The organism is Clostridium sp. MSTE9, assembly GCF_000277625.1.
Taxonomy (GTDB): Bacteria; Bacillota; Clostridia; order Oscillospirales; family Acutalibacteraceae; genus Faecalispora; species Faecalispora jeddahensis.
This window is the reverse complement of sequence record NZ_AKFU01000035.1, coordinates 52131-67410: the sequence shown is the minus strand read 5'-3', so window position 1 is coordinate 67410 and position 15280 is coordinate 52131. Positions and strand designations below refer to the sequence as shown.

At 53.3% G+C, this 15280-nt stretch carries 15 protein-coding genes; 5 read left to right on the top strand and 10 right to left on the bottom strand.

What is annotated here, in order from left to right:
• Window positions 1-74 precede the first annotated feature (74 nt).
• Together HMPREF1141_RS09170 and HMPREF1141_RS09165 are read left to right on the top strand one after the other, a co-directional pair.
• Complete coding sequence (locus HMPREF1141_RS09170; protein WP_009063449.1) at window positions 75-485, top strand: hypothetical protein; 411 nt, start codon at window positions 75-77, stop codon at window positions 483-485.
• Between the two features lie 588 nt (window positions 486-1073).
• Window positions 1074-2453, top strand: coding sequence for an MATE family efflux transporter (locus HMPREF1141_RS09165; RefSeq protein WP_155863576.1), 1380 nt, complete (start codon window positions 1074-1076; stop codon window positions 2451-2453).
• 67 nt (window positions 2454-2520) lie between these two features.
• Here the strand turns inward: HMPREF1141_RS09165 and HMPREF1141_RS09160 are convergent, their stop codons facing one another.
• The 6 genes from HMPREF1141_RS09160 to HMPREF1141_RS09135 all read right to left on the bottom strand — a co-directional run bounded on the left by HMPREF1141_RS09160 (window position 2521) and on the right by HMPREF1141_RS09135 (window position 7170).
• Window positions 2521-4257 carry an NFACT RNA binding domain-containing protein gene (locus HMPREF1141_RS09160; protein ID WP_009064141.1) on the bottom strand — a complete coding sequence of 579 codons (1737 nt, stop codon included), beginning with the start codon at window positions 4255-4257 and terminating at the stop codon, window positions 2521-2523.
• 12 nt (window positions 4258-4269) lie between these two features.
• Window positions 4270-5046, bottom strand: coding sequence for a Nif3-like dinuclear metal center hexameric protein (locus HMPREF1141_RS09155; protein ID WP_009064101.1), 777 nt, complete (start codon window positions 5044-5046; stop codon window positions 4270-4272).
• The gene (locus HMPREF1141_RS09150; protein WP_009063622.1) at window positions 5043-5738 is read right to left on the bottom strand and encodes a class I SAM-dependent methyltransferase; all 696 of its coding nucleotides are present in this window, start codon (window positions 5736-5738) and stop codon (window positions 5043-5045) included. The genes HMPREF1141_RS09155 and HMPREF1141_RS09150 overlap by 4 nt, the downstream gene beginning before the upstream one ends.
• Before the next feature lie 113 nt (window positions 5739-5851).
• The gene (locus tag HMPREF1141_RS09145) at window positions 5852-6055 is read right to left on the bottom strand and encodes a DUF1858 domain-containing protein (RefSeq protein ID WP_009063525.1); all 204 of its coding nucleotides are present in this window, start codon (window positions 6053-6055) and stop codon (window positions 5852-5854) included.
• A gap of 129 nt (window positions 6056-6184) precedes the next feature.
• The gene (locus HMPREF1141_RS09140) at window positions 6185-6463 is read right to left on the bottom strand and encodes a zinc-ribbon domain containing protein (RefSeq protein WP_009064159.1); all 279 of its coding nucleotides are present in this window, start codon (window positions 6461-6463) and stop codon (window positions 6185-6187) included.
• Window positions 6464-6567: 104 nt separating this feature from the next.
• The gene (locus HMPREF1141_RS09135) at window positions 6568-7170 is read right to left on the bottom strand and encodes a sigma-70 family RNA polymerase sigma factor (protein WP_242824580.1); all 603 of its coding nucleotides are present in this window, start codon (window positions 7168-7170) and stop codon (window positions 6568-6570) included.
• A 227-nt stretch (window positions 7171-7397) separates the two neighbouring features.
• Between HMPREF1141_RS09135 and HMPREF1141_RS09130 the strand changes: the two genes are divergently transcribed.
• The 3 genes from HMPREF1141_RS09130 to HMPREF1141_RS17355 all read left to right on the top strand — a co-directional run bounded on the left by HMPREF1141_RS09130 (window position 7398) and on the right by HMPREF1141_RS17355 (window position 9830).
• On the top strand, window positions 7398-8930 hold the full coding sequence (locus HMPREF1141_RS09130; protein ID WP_009063910.1) for a YifB family Mg chelatase-like AAA ATPase: 1533 nt from the start codon (window positions 7398-7400) through the stop codon (window positions 8928-8930).
• Between the two features lie 172 nt (window positions 8931-9102).
• On the top strand, window positions 9103-9666 hold the full coding sequence (locus HMPREF1141_RS09125) for an epoxyqueuosine reductase QueH (protein WP_009064234.1): 564 nt from the start codon (window positions 9103-9105) through the stop codon (window positions 9664-9666).
• A gap of 20 nt (window positions 9667-9686) precedes the next feature.
• Window positions 9687-9830, top strand: coding sequence for a hypothetical protein (locus HMPREF1141_RS17355; RefSeq protein ID WP_009064021.1), 144 nt, complete (start codon window positions 9687-9689; stop codon window positions 9828-9830).
• A gap of 120 nt (window positions 9831-9950) precedes the next feature.
• Here HMPREF1141_RS17355 and HMPREF1141_RS09120 read toward each other — a convergent pair whose 3' ends face one another.
• The 4 genes from HMPREF1141_RS09120 to HMPREF1141_RS09105 all read right to left on the bottom strand — a co-directional run bounded on the left by HMPREF1141_RS09120 (window position 9951) and on the right by HMPREF1141_RS09105 (window position 15269).
• Window positions 9951-13109 carry an SH3 domain-containing protein gene (locus HMPREF1141_RS09120; RefSeq protein ID WP_009063617.1) on the bottom strand — a complete coding sequence of 1053 codons (3159 nt, stop codon included), beginning with the start codon at window positions 13107-13109 and terminating at the stop codon, window positions 9951-9953.
• A gap of 299 nt (window positions 13110-13408) precedes the next feature.
• Complete coding sequence (locus HMPREF1141_RS09115; protein WP_009063819.1) at window positions 13409-14209, bottom strand: hypothetical protein; 801 nt, start codon at window positions 14207-14209, stop codon at window positions 13409-13411.
• On the bottom strand, window positions 14203-14901 hold the full coding sequence (locus tag HMPREF1141_RS09110) for an ABC transporter ATP-binding protein (protein WP_009063993.1): 699 nt from the start codon (window positions 14899-14901) through the stop codon (window positions 14203-14205). Before HMPREF1141_RS09110 ends, HMPREF1141_RS09115 begins: the two co-directional genes overlap by 7 nt.
• Complete coding sequence (locus tag HMPREF1141_RS09105; RefSeq protein ID WP_009063831.1) at window positions 14901-15269, bottom strand: GntR family transcriptional regulator; 369 nt, start codon at window positions 15267-15269, stop codon at window positions 14901-14903. The genes HMPREF1141_RS09110 and HMPREF1141_RS09105 overlap by 1 nt, the downstream gene beginning before the upstream one ends.
• Between the last annotated feature and the right edge of the window lie 11 nt (window positions 15270-15280).

Below are 15280 nucleotides of genomic sequence, written 5' to 3'. Positions count from 1 at the left end.
GTTTTCTGAATAGGAACGGCCCGACCGGCCCGACTGGACCAACCGGAGCCGCCGCAGAAGCCGTTCTTGACGGCGTGCAGGTTCAGCTTCAGGGGAGCAGCGGCGGAACAGTGGCAAACAACGTCAACGTGTTGTTTGATACTGTAATCAATTCGCCGTCCGCAAATATCACCTACAATGCCGGAACCGGAACCTTCTTTGTGCAGCAGCCGGGCAATTATCTTATTTCGTGGTGGGTAAATACCGATGGAGCCGGAGCGGAAACTACCGTAAACTTTGGTATCAGAGTATTAAGCGGCAGTGTTTTCCCGTCTGTTTTTGCCTCTTCTCCGTCCCCGGTGACTACTCTGCAGCTGAACGGAAGCGTTTTGCTGACTGTTACCGGAACTCCTACCACATTCTCTCTGTTCAACAACAGCGGCGCCACGGTAAGCTACGGCACCTCAGATGTTCAGGCGAATCTGGTCATCATCGGTCTCACGTAATCAACGCATACGCGCGTGATTTACGTCACAGATGATTGCCGCGACGTAAAAACAAGGTAATCAGACGCCTCCGAAAGTTTTTTCGGAGGCGTCGCTTTTTATTTCCTGATTGGTCCCTCATCAGGAAGATGCTTTCATTGGATCGTTCCATACAGCTTTATCTTCCTGCCTGAAGATTGTTGACTATTTTTGTGGTCGATGCTATAATGACCCCACGGCATAAAAAGCAAAGCTTTTGTTGCCTGAGGGAGTATGGAAGCACCGGACCGATATTTTCGCTTTCTGGGAAAAATGTGATCCATCTGCATCTGAATTTGTGCTATCATCATTTTATATCGTAAATAAAAGCTTTGTGCTTTTATCACGTTACATACCCATAATAAAATATGAACTCAGATTCATTTGAAATTTGAGAGCTTCATCGGAGGGCTTTTTGTGAGAACAAGGCCAGATAAGATGTCGGGATGATTCCCGGTATTTTGTCTGGCTTTTTTTCATACGGAAGATGGATTGGCGGCAAAGCTTGCGCACTCGTATCACTGGCATCTCTTCATTATTAAGATTCATTTAGTGGAAGGCAAGGATAGTATGGATATTCAAAACACAGATCTGAAACCCATCAACAAACAATTTATCAAGTACGTCATTCCTGCCGTCATCGGTATGGTCGTTCAGGCACTTTATACTGTTTTGGACGGCATTATTGTCGGGCAGGGCATTGGAGAAATCGCACTGGCTGCAATCAACATTGTATTCCCATTCGGCATGATCGTTATCGCCCTGGCCATGCTGATCGCGGTAGGCGGCGCCAATGTATACTCTTTTTACAAAGGACAGGGCGAGCTGGACAAAGCAAACAATATTTTCTGCCAGTGCCTGACGCTTGCCTTTGCCATCGGCACCATAATGGCTCTTTTGGGATTCTTTTTGCGGGAACAATTGGTTGTGCTCGCAGGAGCCAACGAGGCGCTGCTGCCCTCCGCAGCGGCATATATGAAATGGATGTCGGCGTTTTTCCTGTTTCAAATGATCGTGTGCACGCTTTCCGTCTTTGTGCGCAATGATGACGCCCCCAGACTCGTCATGGTGGCGACTTCTACCGGCGCTATCATTAACGCTGTCCTTGACGTCATCTTTATTCTGGTTCTTCATTACGGGATTGAAGCGGCCGCCATAACAAACGGCATTGGGATGCTGGTGGAGCTTACCTTTTATGTGACCCACTTTGCCGGCAAGAAAGGCGCGCTCCGGATCAGAAAGCCCGCCTTTCATCTTCCGGACATCAAACGGATCGCGAGCAACGGCTTTGCTACCTTTCTTATGGAGTTCAGCCTGCCCGCCGTTACGTTCTCTTTTAATCTTGCGATCATTTATATCGTAGGGACACTTGGCGTGACAGCGTATTCCATTGTCGGTTATGTCTGCGCTATCATCAATATGGTCTTGATCGGCGTTACGCAGGGTGCACAGCCGCTGATGAGTCTCTACCACGGCCAGGGAAACAAGCGGGCTTTTACGCATATCTATTACCTTGGGCTGCGTACCAATATTATCACCCCGTTGATATTGGTCTTCTTCTGCCTCGTTTTCAGTAATGGAATTGTTTCGCTGTTTCGTGCCGGAAACCCTGAATTAACCGCGCTGACCAGCCACATGCTCCGTTTTTATCCATTGGCGTATATCCCCGTTGGAATTACAATGATGAACATTCTGTTCTTTCAGACAACAGAGCAGAACGCCTTTTCTTCCGTGATCTCTCTGCTGCGGTGCATCGGGTTTATCCAGATTTTTCTGATTGTATCTGTCTTTCTGTTTGCGGGAAAAGGCCTTTATCTCGCTTTCTTCCTCGGTGAGCTATGCCACCTGATCATTTCGCAGATATTGGTGCAGCGGGCGAAACGGTTGGAAGATGCGACCGTACAAACAGACAACGCCGCAGCCAACGAAATCGTGGAAAGTGAAAGCTGATTTAAAAGGCCAGTTTGAAAGAAAGATAAAAAAAGCCATGACCACCGGATCAAGGTGGCCATGGCTTTTATTCTTCCGGCGTTACATACATTGTGCGGTAATTTTCGTAGATGACCATGCCGGGCTTCGCCCCGGCCGGCTTGTGCACATGGCGTACCTGTGTGTAATCCACCGGCACCTGAGAAGAGGATTTCCCTTTGCTGTGTGCCGCTGCAAGGCGCGCGGCATCCAGCAGGGCGCTTTCCGTAGGCGTTCTGCCGTCCGTCACCAGAATGGTGTGCGAGCCGGGAATGTTCTTGGTATGAAACCAGATGTCGTTGTTATTGGCAAGCTTCAGCGTCAATCGGTCGTTCTGCTTGTTGTTTCGGCCCACCAGCACCCGGAATCCATCAGAAACGGTAAATTCCATCGGCGCGGCGGTGGCCGCCGGGCGCTGCTTGCTCCCCTTGGGAGCTTTTAGATAGCCCTGCTCCTGCAGCTCCTGGCGAATCTCGATCAGATCGCGCTCCGTTTCCGCACGGCTCAATTCCTCCAGAACCGTGTCGAGATATGAAAGCTCCTGCTGTGCCTGTGCAATCTGCTCCGTCAGCTTCTCCTCGGCCGTACGCGCCTTGCGGTAATCTTTATAATACTTCTGGGCGTTCTGTGAGGGCGTGAGCCGCGGGTCAAGCCGGATACGCAGCTTCGGCAGGGATTCCTCATAAAAATTCTCCAGCTCCACGCTGGACAGGCCCGGCTCGATCTGATACAGATTGGCGTTGAGCAAATCTCCGCAGACGCGCAGATGCTCCCGTTCGGCGCACTGTGCCAGCTCGCCGCGCTGGGCATTGATTTTTCTGCTGAGCCGGTCGGAGATCGTTGTCAGGTGCCGGAGCAGATCCTGCTCCCGAATCCGCATGCGATCGATGCGGTCGCGCTCCTCGTAAAAAGCGTCCAAAAGCTCTGAGAAGGTAGCGTGCTCCCGCACAACGGCAGACGTACCGTATTGCTCTGGGCGGAGAAAAGAAAAGTCCATCGGCTTTTTATCCGGCCCTAAAACGAGATGCGGTACGCCGGAGCACTCCTCCACCTCCTGCTTCAGGCGGCCCAAAAAGAACAATAGGCGTTCCTTTTGCGAATCGGTCATCCCGTGAACCAGCACCTGTTCCCCATGGCCAACGCGGTGCTGTATCTCGCGGCAGACAATGGGCGACACCCCCTGCAAAACAGAAAGCAGCCCCTTTGAGAGCTCCATCTCCTTCGGCTGGGCAAGAAGAGCGGCCAGCACCTGCTGCGGCTGTGTTTCCAGCAGGCACAGCTTTCCCTGCGCCGGCGGCAGCTCGTACCACAAGGCCGGCAGAACCAGCCGTTCCGAGCTCATTTCGTCATCGACCCGCTTGAGCGCATCGATGATCCGACCCTCTTCGTCTACCAAAATGATATTGCTGTACCGCCCCATGATCTCGGAAACCACGGTCAGTCGGACAAGGTCGCCCAGCTCGTTGACGGCTTCAAAATCCAGAAAGAGCAGCCGTTCCAGCTGCGGCTGACGAATCTGTAGCAGCTTGGCGCCGGAAAGGCGCTTGCGCATCAGCATGCACAGCATGGGCGGCTGCTTCGGGTTTTCCGGTACAAACCGTGTAAAATGAATCCGGGCGCTGTTGGCGCGGGCAGAAATCAAAAGCTTAAACTGCTCCGACCGGGTACGCAGCAGAAAGACCATCTCTTCCCGATTGGGCTGATAGATTTTCTCTACCCTGGCCCCCTGCGCCGCCTGTTCCAGCTCCCGCGATAAATGTCTTAAAAAAGCCCCGTCCAAAGCCATTGGGGCACCCCCTTACAGGTATTGTGCGGGATCACACAGCACCTCTGATTTTTGAAAATGCACGGTTGGGAACTGTTCCTGCAGATTTTCCTTCAGCGGCAGAATCACAACGTCCTCCGTGTTGAAATGACCGGCATCCACCAAGGTGATGCCAAGTTGCTTTGCCAAAAGCAGCTGATGATGCTTGGTGTCCGCCGTGACAAACGCATCTGCGCCGGCCTGCACCGCATCCTCCAGAAGATCGGCACCCGCGCCGCCGCACAAAGCGACCGTTTGCACGGGCTTTCCTCCGTCCACATATTTCAGCCCACCGCAGTTCAGGGCCTGTTTGACATATTCCGCAAATTCCGCGGGAGAATTACGGCGCGGCAGATTCCCGATGAGACCTTCCCACAGCCCATTTGTTCCATATGGTTTGACCCCGTGGATATCTTCCAGACCCAAAGCCTCCGCCAGGCAGGTGTTCACGCCGCCCGGCGCGAGATCGAGATTGGTGTGGGCGCAGATCGCCCCGATGCCGTGCTGTGCCAGAAGATACGGCACGTCCTGCGGGCCCATACGGCGAAGCGGCTGAAAAATGACCGGATGATGGCTGATGATCAGCTCGGCTCCCAGCCGGGCCGCCTCCCCTACCACATCGGGCGTAATATCGAGCGCCAGCAGTACGGCGGAAACAGGAGTCTCTCGTTCCCCCACGAGGAAACCGGCATTGTCGAAGCTCATCGCCGTTTCAAAGGGAGCGCATACATTTAAGAAGTCATAAATATCGCCGGCAGTAACCATTTTCATTTCAAGTCCTCCTTTGGAATCAGGCGTTCCAGCTGATCTGCCACCCGCAGAAGCCGCTGCGCCTCTTTGGGGTCTTTCGCGCTCAGGCCGTTCCCGCGCACCCGCAGCGCGGCGCTCTGCTTTTTGATATAAGTACGGGCCGCGGCAGTATCGGGGCGAAGCATACCGATATAAGGATACAGCTCCCCCGTCTGCGGGTGCCCGGGCTGCCAGCACACCAGCATCACACTGTACACATGCCCGCGCGACTCCACCGCCTCTTCCCGCAGAACGGCAAAACCGTTTTGCCGCAGATAGTCCCGAAGCTCCGGCGCACAGGTCATCGGCTGCAGAATCAGGCGGCGTTCCTCCTGCCTGACCCACGGCGCAACGGACAGGATTTGCGCGATCAGCTCGCCGCCCATGCCCGCGATAACGATGTCCTCCGCTTCTTCCGGCTGGATTTTCTCAAGGCCGTCCGACAGGCGCACAGAGATGTTCTCCGTTTGGTAGCGTTTCAGATTTTCTTCCGCTTTGGCCAGCGGCCCGGTGCGAACATCCGCGGCCACTGCCGACCGGATTCTCCCCTGCTTTTCGAGCCACACGGGCAGATAGGCGTGGTCTGTACCGATATCGGCCATTCTGGCCCCCGGCCGGACAAAATCCGCGCAGAGCTGAAGCCTTGGATCCAGCTGAAATAATGGTCTGCTCACACAATTCCTCCCCGATCTTCCGGCCAAACAAAGCTCTGTGAAAAGCCGCCGCTTCGCCGGATAAAAGAACCGCCCGGGCAAAGTAACTGCCGGGCGGCATTTGGCCTGTTTGCTTATTTCGCACCCAGATGGGCGTTCAGCTTTTCTACAAGCGCGTCGGGGTCTACTCCGTGTACCATGCAGGCTTCCTGAATCGATTCCCCACGGGAGGCCGGGCAGCCAAGGCAGTGCATGCCCATCTCCAAAAAGAAAGGCGCGGTGGATTGATCTAAATCAAGAATATCGCCGATCACGGTATCCTTTGTAATCTTTGTCATAGGAATTTCCTCCGTTTTTGAATTCTTTTTTTATTATAATACCCGGAAGAAAAAAAATCAATCCCTGTCCCAATATACAAAAATAACGCCCCCGCGCAGAGCGCGAGGGGCGTTAATCGCTCGCTTTTATCAGCCTTCTTCTCTCATCTTTGCAAAGCACTCGCTGCAGTAAACCGGGCGATCCTCACGGGGCTTAAACGGAACCTTCGCTTCTTTTCCGCAGGAAGCGCAGGTGGCCACAAACATTTCACGTTCCGGTTTGGCTGCATTCTTGCGGGCATCGCGGCAGCTCTTGCAGCGCTGGGGCTCATTTACAAAGCCTTTCGCCGCATAAAACTCCTGCTCGCCGGCAGTAAATACAAATTCCGCACCGCATTCCTTGCATGTGAGAGTCTTGTCCTCGTACATTTGATTTTACCTCGCTTTGAATTAAAGATATTTGCCCTTAGACGGATTCGCACCGACTCCTTTGATTACCAACGCTCTACGTAAGCTACCCGGGCATAGAGATTCTAAAATGGGTTTTTCAGTTTTTTTCGTACCCGCTGAATCGCATTATCCACCGCTTTCACAGAAACAGCCTGCTTTTGCGCGATCTCTTGGTACGTACAGCCATTTAAATATAAAAACAGCACTTCCTGCTCCATTTTAGACAAGCTCTGATTGATGCGGGCCCTGAGCCCTTCGAGGTTCTCTCTGTCAATCAACAATGTTTCCGGATTGGCAATCTGGTCGGACAGGAACGAGGCTGTCCAGCTGTCGTCCTGCTCTGCATCATGAAAAGAAACGAAATTATGTAAAGGAAGATTTTTTCGGCTGAGTGCCGACCGGCACGCCGTTACCATCTGATGGTAAATGCAAACTCCTGCGTATGTCTTAAAACTGGCGGAACCACTGGCTTTATAGCTGTGTGCTGCGTGAAGCAGCCCCAACAGGCCCTCCTGATATAAATCCTCGGGCTCAATGGGTACCCCACGGAAGGCGGAAGCTTTTCCACGAATCAACCCCATGTAACGGGCTGTCAATTCAACAAAGGCATCTGTGTTCCCTTCGTTCACAAGCTCTGCCACTTGCTGATCGGAAAGTTCCGGCAATAGATCAAACAAAATAAGCACCTCAGGTATCAGCGATTCTCTACAACACTCATTTTACTCGATCCTATTAGTAAAGTCAATAAAAATTACAAAATTTTTTGTTCTTTCGTTGTTAAAATAGTATTACACGCACAAAATATCTCTTTTTGCGACAATTATTTTGATTTTTGTCGTGCAATTATTTCCCATTTTATGGAAAAAGCAAAAAAATTCCGATATAATGAAGAGGATATTTAGGGGGGATTTTTTTGGTATCCTTTCTTCACAGCCTGGGGCTGCATGGAATGAATGCATTTATGGTAAAAGTGGAGGCCGATCTTTCCAATGGGCTTCCCTCTTTTGAAGTGGTCGGACTGCCTGACGCCGCGGTGAAAGAATCGCGCGACAGAGTTCGGGCCGCGCTGAAAAACTGCGGGTTCACCTACCCGGTATCGAAAATCACGGTGAACCTGGCCCCGGCCGACAAGCGAAAAGAAGGGCCGATTTACGATCTGCCGGTGCTGGCCGCCCTGCTGTATGCCTCCGGCCAGCTGGAGGGGGATGCAGAGCACTGCGCCATGGTGGGGGAACTGTCGCTTTCCGGCGAGGTGCGGCCCGTAAAGGGAATTCTGTCCATGGCGCTGGCCGCAAAGCAGGCCGGAATCACCGACTTTTTCGTTCCCGCAGAAAACGCGCCGGAGGGCGCTGTGGTGGAAGGGCTTCGGGTTTATCCCGTGACGGACATCCGTTCGTTGGTGATGCACCTGACAGGGCAGCGCCTGATTCCCCCATGCGTATCCGATCCGTTTTCCGGCAGGAACACCGCCTTTCCCCTGCCGGATTTCTCGGAGGTGCGCGGGCAGGAAGCCGCCAAACGCGCTTTGGAGATCGCGGCCAGCGGGAGCCACAACGTGCTGTTGATCGGCCCGCCCGGTTCGGGGAAAAGCATGCTCGCAAAGCGCGTTCCGTCGATTCTGCCGGACATGACCTTAGAGGAAGCCATCACCACCACCCAGATTTATTCCGTGGCCGGCACGCTTCCCGGGGGAAGCACCCTGATGTGGGAACGGCCCTTCCGCGCGCCGCATCACACGATCTCCCCGGCCGGGCTTTCCGGCGGAGGTACGGTCGTGCGCCCCGGAGAAATCTCGCTTGCGCACAATGGCGTGCTCTTTCTGGATGAACTGCCCGAATTCCACCGCGACACCATGGAGGTTCTGCGCCAGCCGCTGGAGGATGGGACCGTCACCATCTCGCGGGTCAGCGGCAGCGTCACCTACCCCAGCTCGATCATGCTGGTGGCCGCGATGAATCCCTGCCCCTGCGGTTATTTCGGACACCCCACAAGGGCCTGTGTCTGCTCGTCGAGCGCGGTGGACCGTTATCTTGGCAAAATATCCGGGCCCCTTCTCGATCGCCTGGATTTGCACGTCGAGGTTCCGCCCGTAGAGTTTGACGTGCTTTCTTCGAGCGATAAAGCGGAAAGCTCCGCGAGAATCCGGGAAAGGGTCAATGCGGCGCGGGAACGCCAGAACCAGCGTTTTCGCGGCACGGGCATCACCTGCAACGCCCGCATCACGCCGAACTTGCTGCATGAGGTGTGCCGCCTGAGCCCGGGCGCACAGACACTGCTCAAAACGGCGTTTGAACGCATGGGCCTTTCGGCCAGAGCATTTGACCGGGTGCTGAAAATCTCCCGCACCATCGCGGATCTGGACAACTGCGACACCATCGAACCGCGTCACGCGGCCGAAGCGGTGCAGTACCGCGCACTGGACCGAAAATACTGGAGCGCACCCTGAAAACCAAAAGGAAACGTGCAGGCTCATTACCAATCCAGAGCACAAACTCTGTGGCAAAAGATTCTGCGTGAGAAACAAGATTGATTCAGCCGCCGTACCGGTGTATAATAAGAATCATTCGAGCATCCGACATCGGCATGCTCCATATTCTTAGAAAAACCAGGTGACGATCATGAAAACACTTTTGCATATCTGCTGCGCTCCCTGTTCCATCATGTGCATTGAAACTCTGCGCAGTGAAGCGATTGAGCCTGTCGGTTTTTGGTTCAATCCGAACATCCACCCCTATACGGAGTACAGAAGCCGCAAGGAGGCGCTGGTCCAGCACGCAAAGGACGTGGAGATGGAACTGATACTGGAGGGCGACTACGGCCTGCGCGAGTTTATCCGCAATGTTTCTCCCGATTTTGACCACCGCTGCGGATACTGCTATTCTGTCCGCGCTGAGGCCGCCGCGGCCTACGCCGCAGAGCACGGCTTTGACAGCTTTACCTCTACCCTGCTCATCAGCCCTTATCAGAATCATGAGCTGCTGCGGGAGACCATGGAGCAAAGCGCCGAAAAATACGGTGTGGAGTTTCTGTACCGCGATTTCCGCCCCTATTTTCGCGAAGGCCAGGAAAAGGCCCGAGAAAAGGGATTGTATATGCAAAAATACTGCGGCTGCGTTTTCAGCGAAGAGGACCGCTACCGCAAAAAGCCGAAGAAAAAGAAAGAGGCCGTGCAGGCGCTCTGAAACCGAAGGAGTAGCGTCAAATGAAAAATTATCAGACAGTAATCGGTAGTTTATTCATTGCTGCAGCCATTGTGATTGCCGGTATCCTGATCGCGAATTCGATTCAGGCCGGTTTTGAATCGCTTCGCAGCGCAGTAAGTTATTCAGCGGAACTATTGCGATAAATGGATTTTTGAACAAACTAAGGAAGAGTGCTGTAAACTCAACACTCTTCCTTTTTTACGATCCTAAAAACAGCCCTGCCGGAGAAAGTCCGGCAGGGCTGTTTTGTTCATCGGATTATTTTATTGCTCGTACGGCTGGGCGGAAACCGGGTATGTGTAGCCGTAGGTGTTCTTCTTGTAATTGGCATTGGCGCTGTCAGCCTCCGTATAGTTGCCGAAGGAGAATACTTTTGTTTCTCCCAGACGGCGGTACACCAGGCCTGCGTAGACCTTGCCGCCCGCCTGATTCCAGCGCAGCCATTCCGTCGCCATTGCATAGGCGTCGGTATAGCTCAGATCACGCTGCATGCTGGCTGCATTGCTGAATCGGATCGCTCCGGAGCGCGCCCAGCCAACGGTTCCGTCCGGCGTCTGCACCTGATACCAAACCGACTTCGTGGAAGCATCCACCGTCGTCTGCAGCACCTGCAGGGATGTGGAGGCCGCTACCTCCGTCAGCCGCCCGCCCCCCGAACTGGCGGAAGGGAACAGATCAAAATTCAAAGTAGCCGATGCGGAAAGTCCGCCTGCGGGAATCGTCGGAGGAACCACAGAGTTCAGCATGATCTCTCGGATGTCAAACGCGCTGGAGCCGCTCCAGTAGCCCGCCCCCACGTTGTACGAGAAGCTGACCATCGCGTCGAAGTTCTGCTGATTGGCTTTGATGTTATTATTCGCGAGGAAGGTATTGACCGCCTGCGTATAAGAACCGTTGACAGAATTAAGCAGCTGGGCCCAGGCTTCTGTCTTTGTCTGGTTGTTATAGAACAGCGCACCTGCGCCAAAGGTTTGTCCATAGCCGATGGTCGGAATATTGTTCGCCAGTGTATCAGGGTAAACAGCGGCGCTATAACCCTCCCACTTGCCGATCAGCGCAAGCATTTCGTCACTGACACGGCGGTTTTCGCGCGTGGAGGAGGTTTTCTCCTGTGTGCTGACGACAAAGCTGCTGGTGGTTGCTCCCGTGCTACTGTAACTGGAGCCGCCCGTGGAGGAATAAACCGCAACCTGATAGGTACCGGGAGAAGAGAACGTGACCGCCGTTTTCCAAACGCGGGTGTAGTTCGGGGCCAGATTGCCGTTGGTGGAGTTCTCGGTCGTGTAGTTTCCGACATCGAGCGTTTTCGTCGTGCCGTCGTTCATGGAAACCACAAAACGCACGGAGGAACGGGTGTTATCCGTTACCGCCACCAGCTCGACCTGCTGGCCGATCCCGGCCACATTGGGAGTGGTATAAGCTGTTTTCACCGGGTCCGCCGCTGTGACGGTTACATTGCAGGTTGCTGTTTTGGAACCCGCTTTCGCGGTGATAACCGCACTGCCGGGCTGATTGCCGTAAATAAAGCCGTTGCTGACGGTTGCAACATTGGTGTTGCTGGAGGTCCATGTCACAGCAGTGCCCGTGGGGGACACCGAAGCTTTGACATAATAGCTCTTTCCTTTTGGAATCGTCCCCGAGGTGTGCGAGAGCGTCAGGCCGGAAACCTGAGTGCCATCGTTGCCGTACAAATACTCTATGTAGTCATTGTAAAGGTAACCCACTTTACCGTCGGCCGTTCTCACTTTTGTCCAGTCAGGATAAGAAGCAGTGTCCAAAACCGTTACGACTACACCGGGACTCAGAGTCACCAGCACCGAGCAGTTGGTATTCGGCTCGCTGCGCAGATTCACGTCGGTTGTGGTTCTGGCGCCCGTGATTTCAGTGCTGCCGCCTCCGGAGCCGCCGGAGTCCGACACAGTCGCCGTCAGAAAGGCGGTAAAGCTGCCGCTGGTAACGGTGATAACGGCGGAACCCGCCGAAACGGCTTTGATCTCATACAGATATCCCCTGGAATCGTTGGCGTTCTTCAGGGAAACGCTGACGACCGAGGAATCGGAAGAAGTGGCTGTCGGGCTGCTTCCGCTTGCAATTCCCTTTGCCAGGAACTGATACACACTGCCGACAGAGGAAAAGGCATAGCTTGATGTATCCAGGGTAAACGCGCTGGTCTGTCCGCCGGAGCCGCCGGAACCCGGCACGGTAGCGGTCAGCTGTGCGGAAGCACTTCCGCTGCTGACGGTAATCACGGCGGAGCCTGCCGAAACCGCTTTGATTTCATATAAGTACCCGCGGGGATCGTTGGCGTTCTTCAAAGAAACGCTGACAGCCGACGGATTGGAGGAAGTCACCGTGGGGCTGCTTCCGCTTGCAATTCCCTTTGCCAAAAACTGATAGACCTTGCCGACGGAGGCAAACTGATAGCTTTTCGTATCGAGTGTGATCACACCGGTCTGCCCGCCGGAGCCGCCGGAACCCGGCACGGTAGCGGTCAATTGCGCGGAAGCGCTTCCGCTGCTGACGGTAATCACGGCAGAGCCCGCCGAAACCGCCTTGATTTCATATAAGTACCCGCGGGGATCATTGGCGTTCTTTAAAGAAACGCTGACAACCGACGGATTGGAGGAAGTCACCGTGGGGCTGCTTCCGCTTGCAATTCCCTTTGCCAAAAACTGATAGACCTTACCAACGGAGGCAAACTGATAGCTCTTTGTATCGAGTGTGATCGCGCTGGTCTGCCCGCCGGAAGGGGTATCCCCGCCGGACGGCCTGTCCGGATGATCCCCCAGCAGGGAGATGGAACGAGTGGATTCTCCCCACGCCTTTACACCCTTTTGCACCGTGATTTTAATGGAGGCATGCACCCCGGCAACCTCCGCCACCACATAGCAAACGCCCTCTCCCTTGGCGGTTACCCGGTATTTATCCGTTCCCGCCACACGCGTAACGGTTGCGATACCGGTACGGGAGGAATACACGTTTACATCGGCCTGCGTCAGACCCATGCCCTCTACCTTTGCCCGAAAATCATAAATATTGCCTGGGGCCATGGTATAGCTGCGGGTATCAAGAGTCAAAGTGCCATAGGTGGAAGATGACCCGCTGGTGTTGGCGGACGCGGAACTGCCGGAGCTGCTCGAGCTGCCGGAAGACAAAACCTGCAGATATTGCGAGCTGCAATACCCCTGCGTTCCGTCGGCAAGCTTGATCTTATACCACCCGGAGCTCCCGGAATCCAGCGTTTCCACCGCGGTTCCTTTATCAATCGTTTTCACGATTTCATAGCTTGTTCCCGGTCCGGATCTGATATTCAGCTTATCTGTTGTAGTAGCCTGCGCTGCCATTACCACCGGCATCATATTGACAAACGCCGCAGTGGTTACCGCAGCGGAAAGTACTGCCGAAAAAAAACGTTTGGTCACAGACGGCCTCATTCGCTTCATTTTTTAATCCCTCTCTGATTCAAATTCTTCATTCCTCAACCATTCATTCGTACCGCGCTTTTGTGCGCTTTTGTGCGCCTTTGCGATCCATCGATCTGAATCATACAGACAAATTGTGGCAAAATGCCACTTTCTTTTCGATTATACCGCATGGTTAGCCCTTTCGCAACCAAAACAGGAAAAACTTAAGAATTCTACCAGAATTGACCATCCTCTTTTTTCAGCTAAAAACACAAAAAATTCCCCTCCCACTAAGGGGAGGGGAATCAAACTGCTGCTTATTCGAGGTTCAGTTTGTTCTTCAGAATATATTTTGTGGCGAAATAGTAGATTGCGCCGAGAACTACCAGCCCAATGTTGAGCGCAGTCAGAACCCAATTCGTCAACTCAACCGGCTGCATCGCCTCAAAGAAGTCAAACCATCCGCTGTTCGCAGCGGCACTGATGAAAACTGTTGCGATAATCTGCTCTACCAGCCCGATCAGGAAGAACGCACCCAGCGCGCCAGCAACCCGATGCTTTGTCAGCAGCTGACCGATCGCCATCGCCACATACAGGTTCAAAATCCCAACCGCCAGTGACAGCAGAAGAAGTAAAATGCTCTGGAAGAGGATTCCATACACCATAGCATTCTGTGTGGCCAGAAAAGCCTGAATCTCTCTCCATCCCTCGACGATTGCGGTCATCGCGTCGCGGTCGAGCGCCAGCACGAGCACGGAGAAGAACGAAATCACTAAGCTTGCAATGTTCCAAAGTACCGCTGCCAGCAGCTTGCTGAGGATATTGGCATCCACGCTGACCGGCAGGGTAAACATCAGGTAGCCTTCGTCCTGCAGAAGATTCTTGTAAAAGCGCTGAATCGTCATCACCAGGGTGATCACAATAATAGCCGCAACAATGGTCACATATGCCGTCATGGAAATCGCGATCGGGATTCCGAATTTTCCGGAATCGATTGATCCGGAATTGATTGAAATGAAAACCTTATTGATGACTGCCATCAAAAACAACAGCAGATATAAAGGCAGGTAAATGCGAGCCGTTGACTTGATTTCGTATTTCAGCAAACGCCCTAGCATCGGAACACCTCCCGGAACAATTCGTCCACGGACTTATTGTTTTTCTCGCGGATTTCTTCCACCGAGGAAACCAGCGCGATCGAACCCTGGTTGATGAAAATGATGTCGTCCAGAATTCTCTCTACGTCGCTGATCAGGTGGGTGGAAATCATTACGGTTGCATTCTCGCTGTAGTTCGAAATGATCGTGTTCAGAATGTAGTCGCGGGCCGCCGGGTCTACGCCACCGATCGGCTCATCCAGCAGGTACAGCGAAGCATCGCGGCTCATCACCAGAATCAGCTGAACCTTTTCCTTTGTACCCTTCGACATGGTCTTCAGCCTGGCGTCACTTTTAATATCCAGCCGCTGGAACATATCGTATGCCTTCGCCTTATCAAAATCCGTGTAAAAATCGTCAAAGAAATCTACCAGATTCCGCACAGTCATCCAGTCGTTCAGGTAGGTGCGCTCCGGCAAATACGAAACAATCCTCTTTGTTTCAATCCCCGGGGTATTCCCGTCAATGAAAAGCTCGCCGTTCGTGGGAGTCAAAAGCCCGTTGCACATCTTGATCAGCGTGCTTTTACCGCTGCCGTTCGGACCAAGCAGGCCAACGATTCTGCCACGGCCGATCTCTAAATTCACTCCAGACAGCGCAACCTTGCCGGGAAAAACCTTTGTCAGGTTTTTGCACTGTAAAATCGGTTCCATTATTTCTTCTCCTCCTCTATCTGCTCAAGCAATGTAATGGTCTGCCGGAAATCGTAGCCCAGAGAATTCATCTTCTCCATAAATTCCTTGATAATGTTTTGCGCAAGAGAATATTTCATGGTTTTGATAACCTCCTCATCTTCCGTAACAAACCGGCCGCTTGTTCTTTGTGAATACAAAAGCCCCTGATTTTCCAGCTCAGCAAGCGCTCTCTGCATCGTATTTGGATTTACCGAAGCTTCCGTTGCCATATCGCGCACCGACGGCAGCCGGCTCCCCAGCGGATATATGCCGGAAATAATTCTCAGTTCAATCTGTTCTATCAACTGAAAGTAAATGGGTCTGTCAGACTTCAGATCCCAATTCATCCATCTTCACC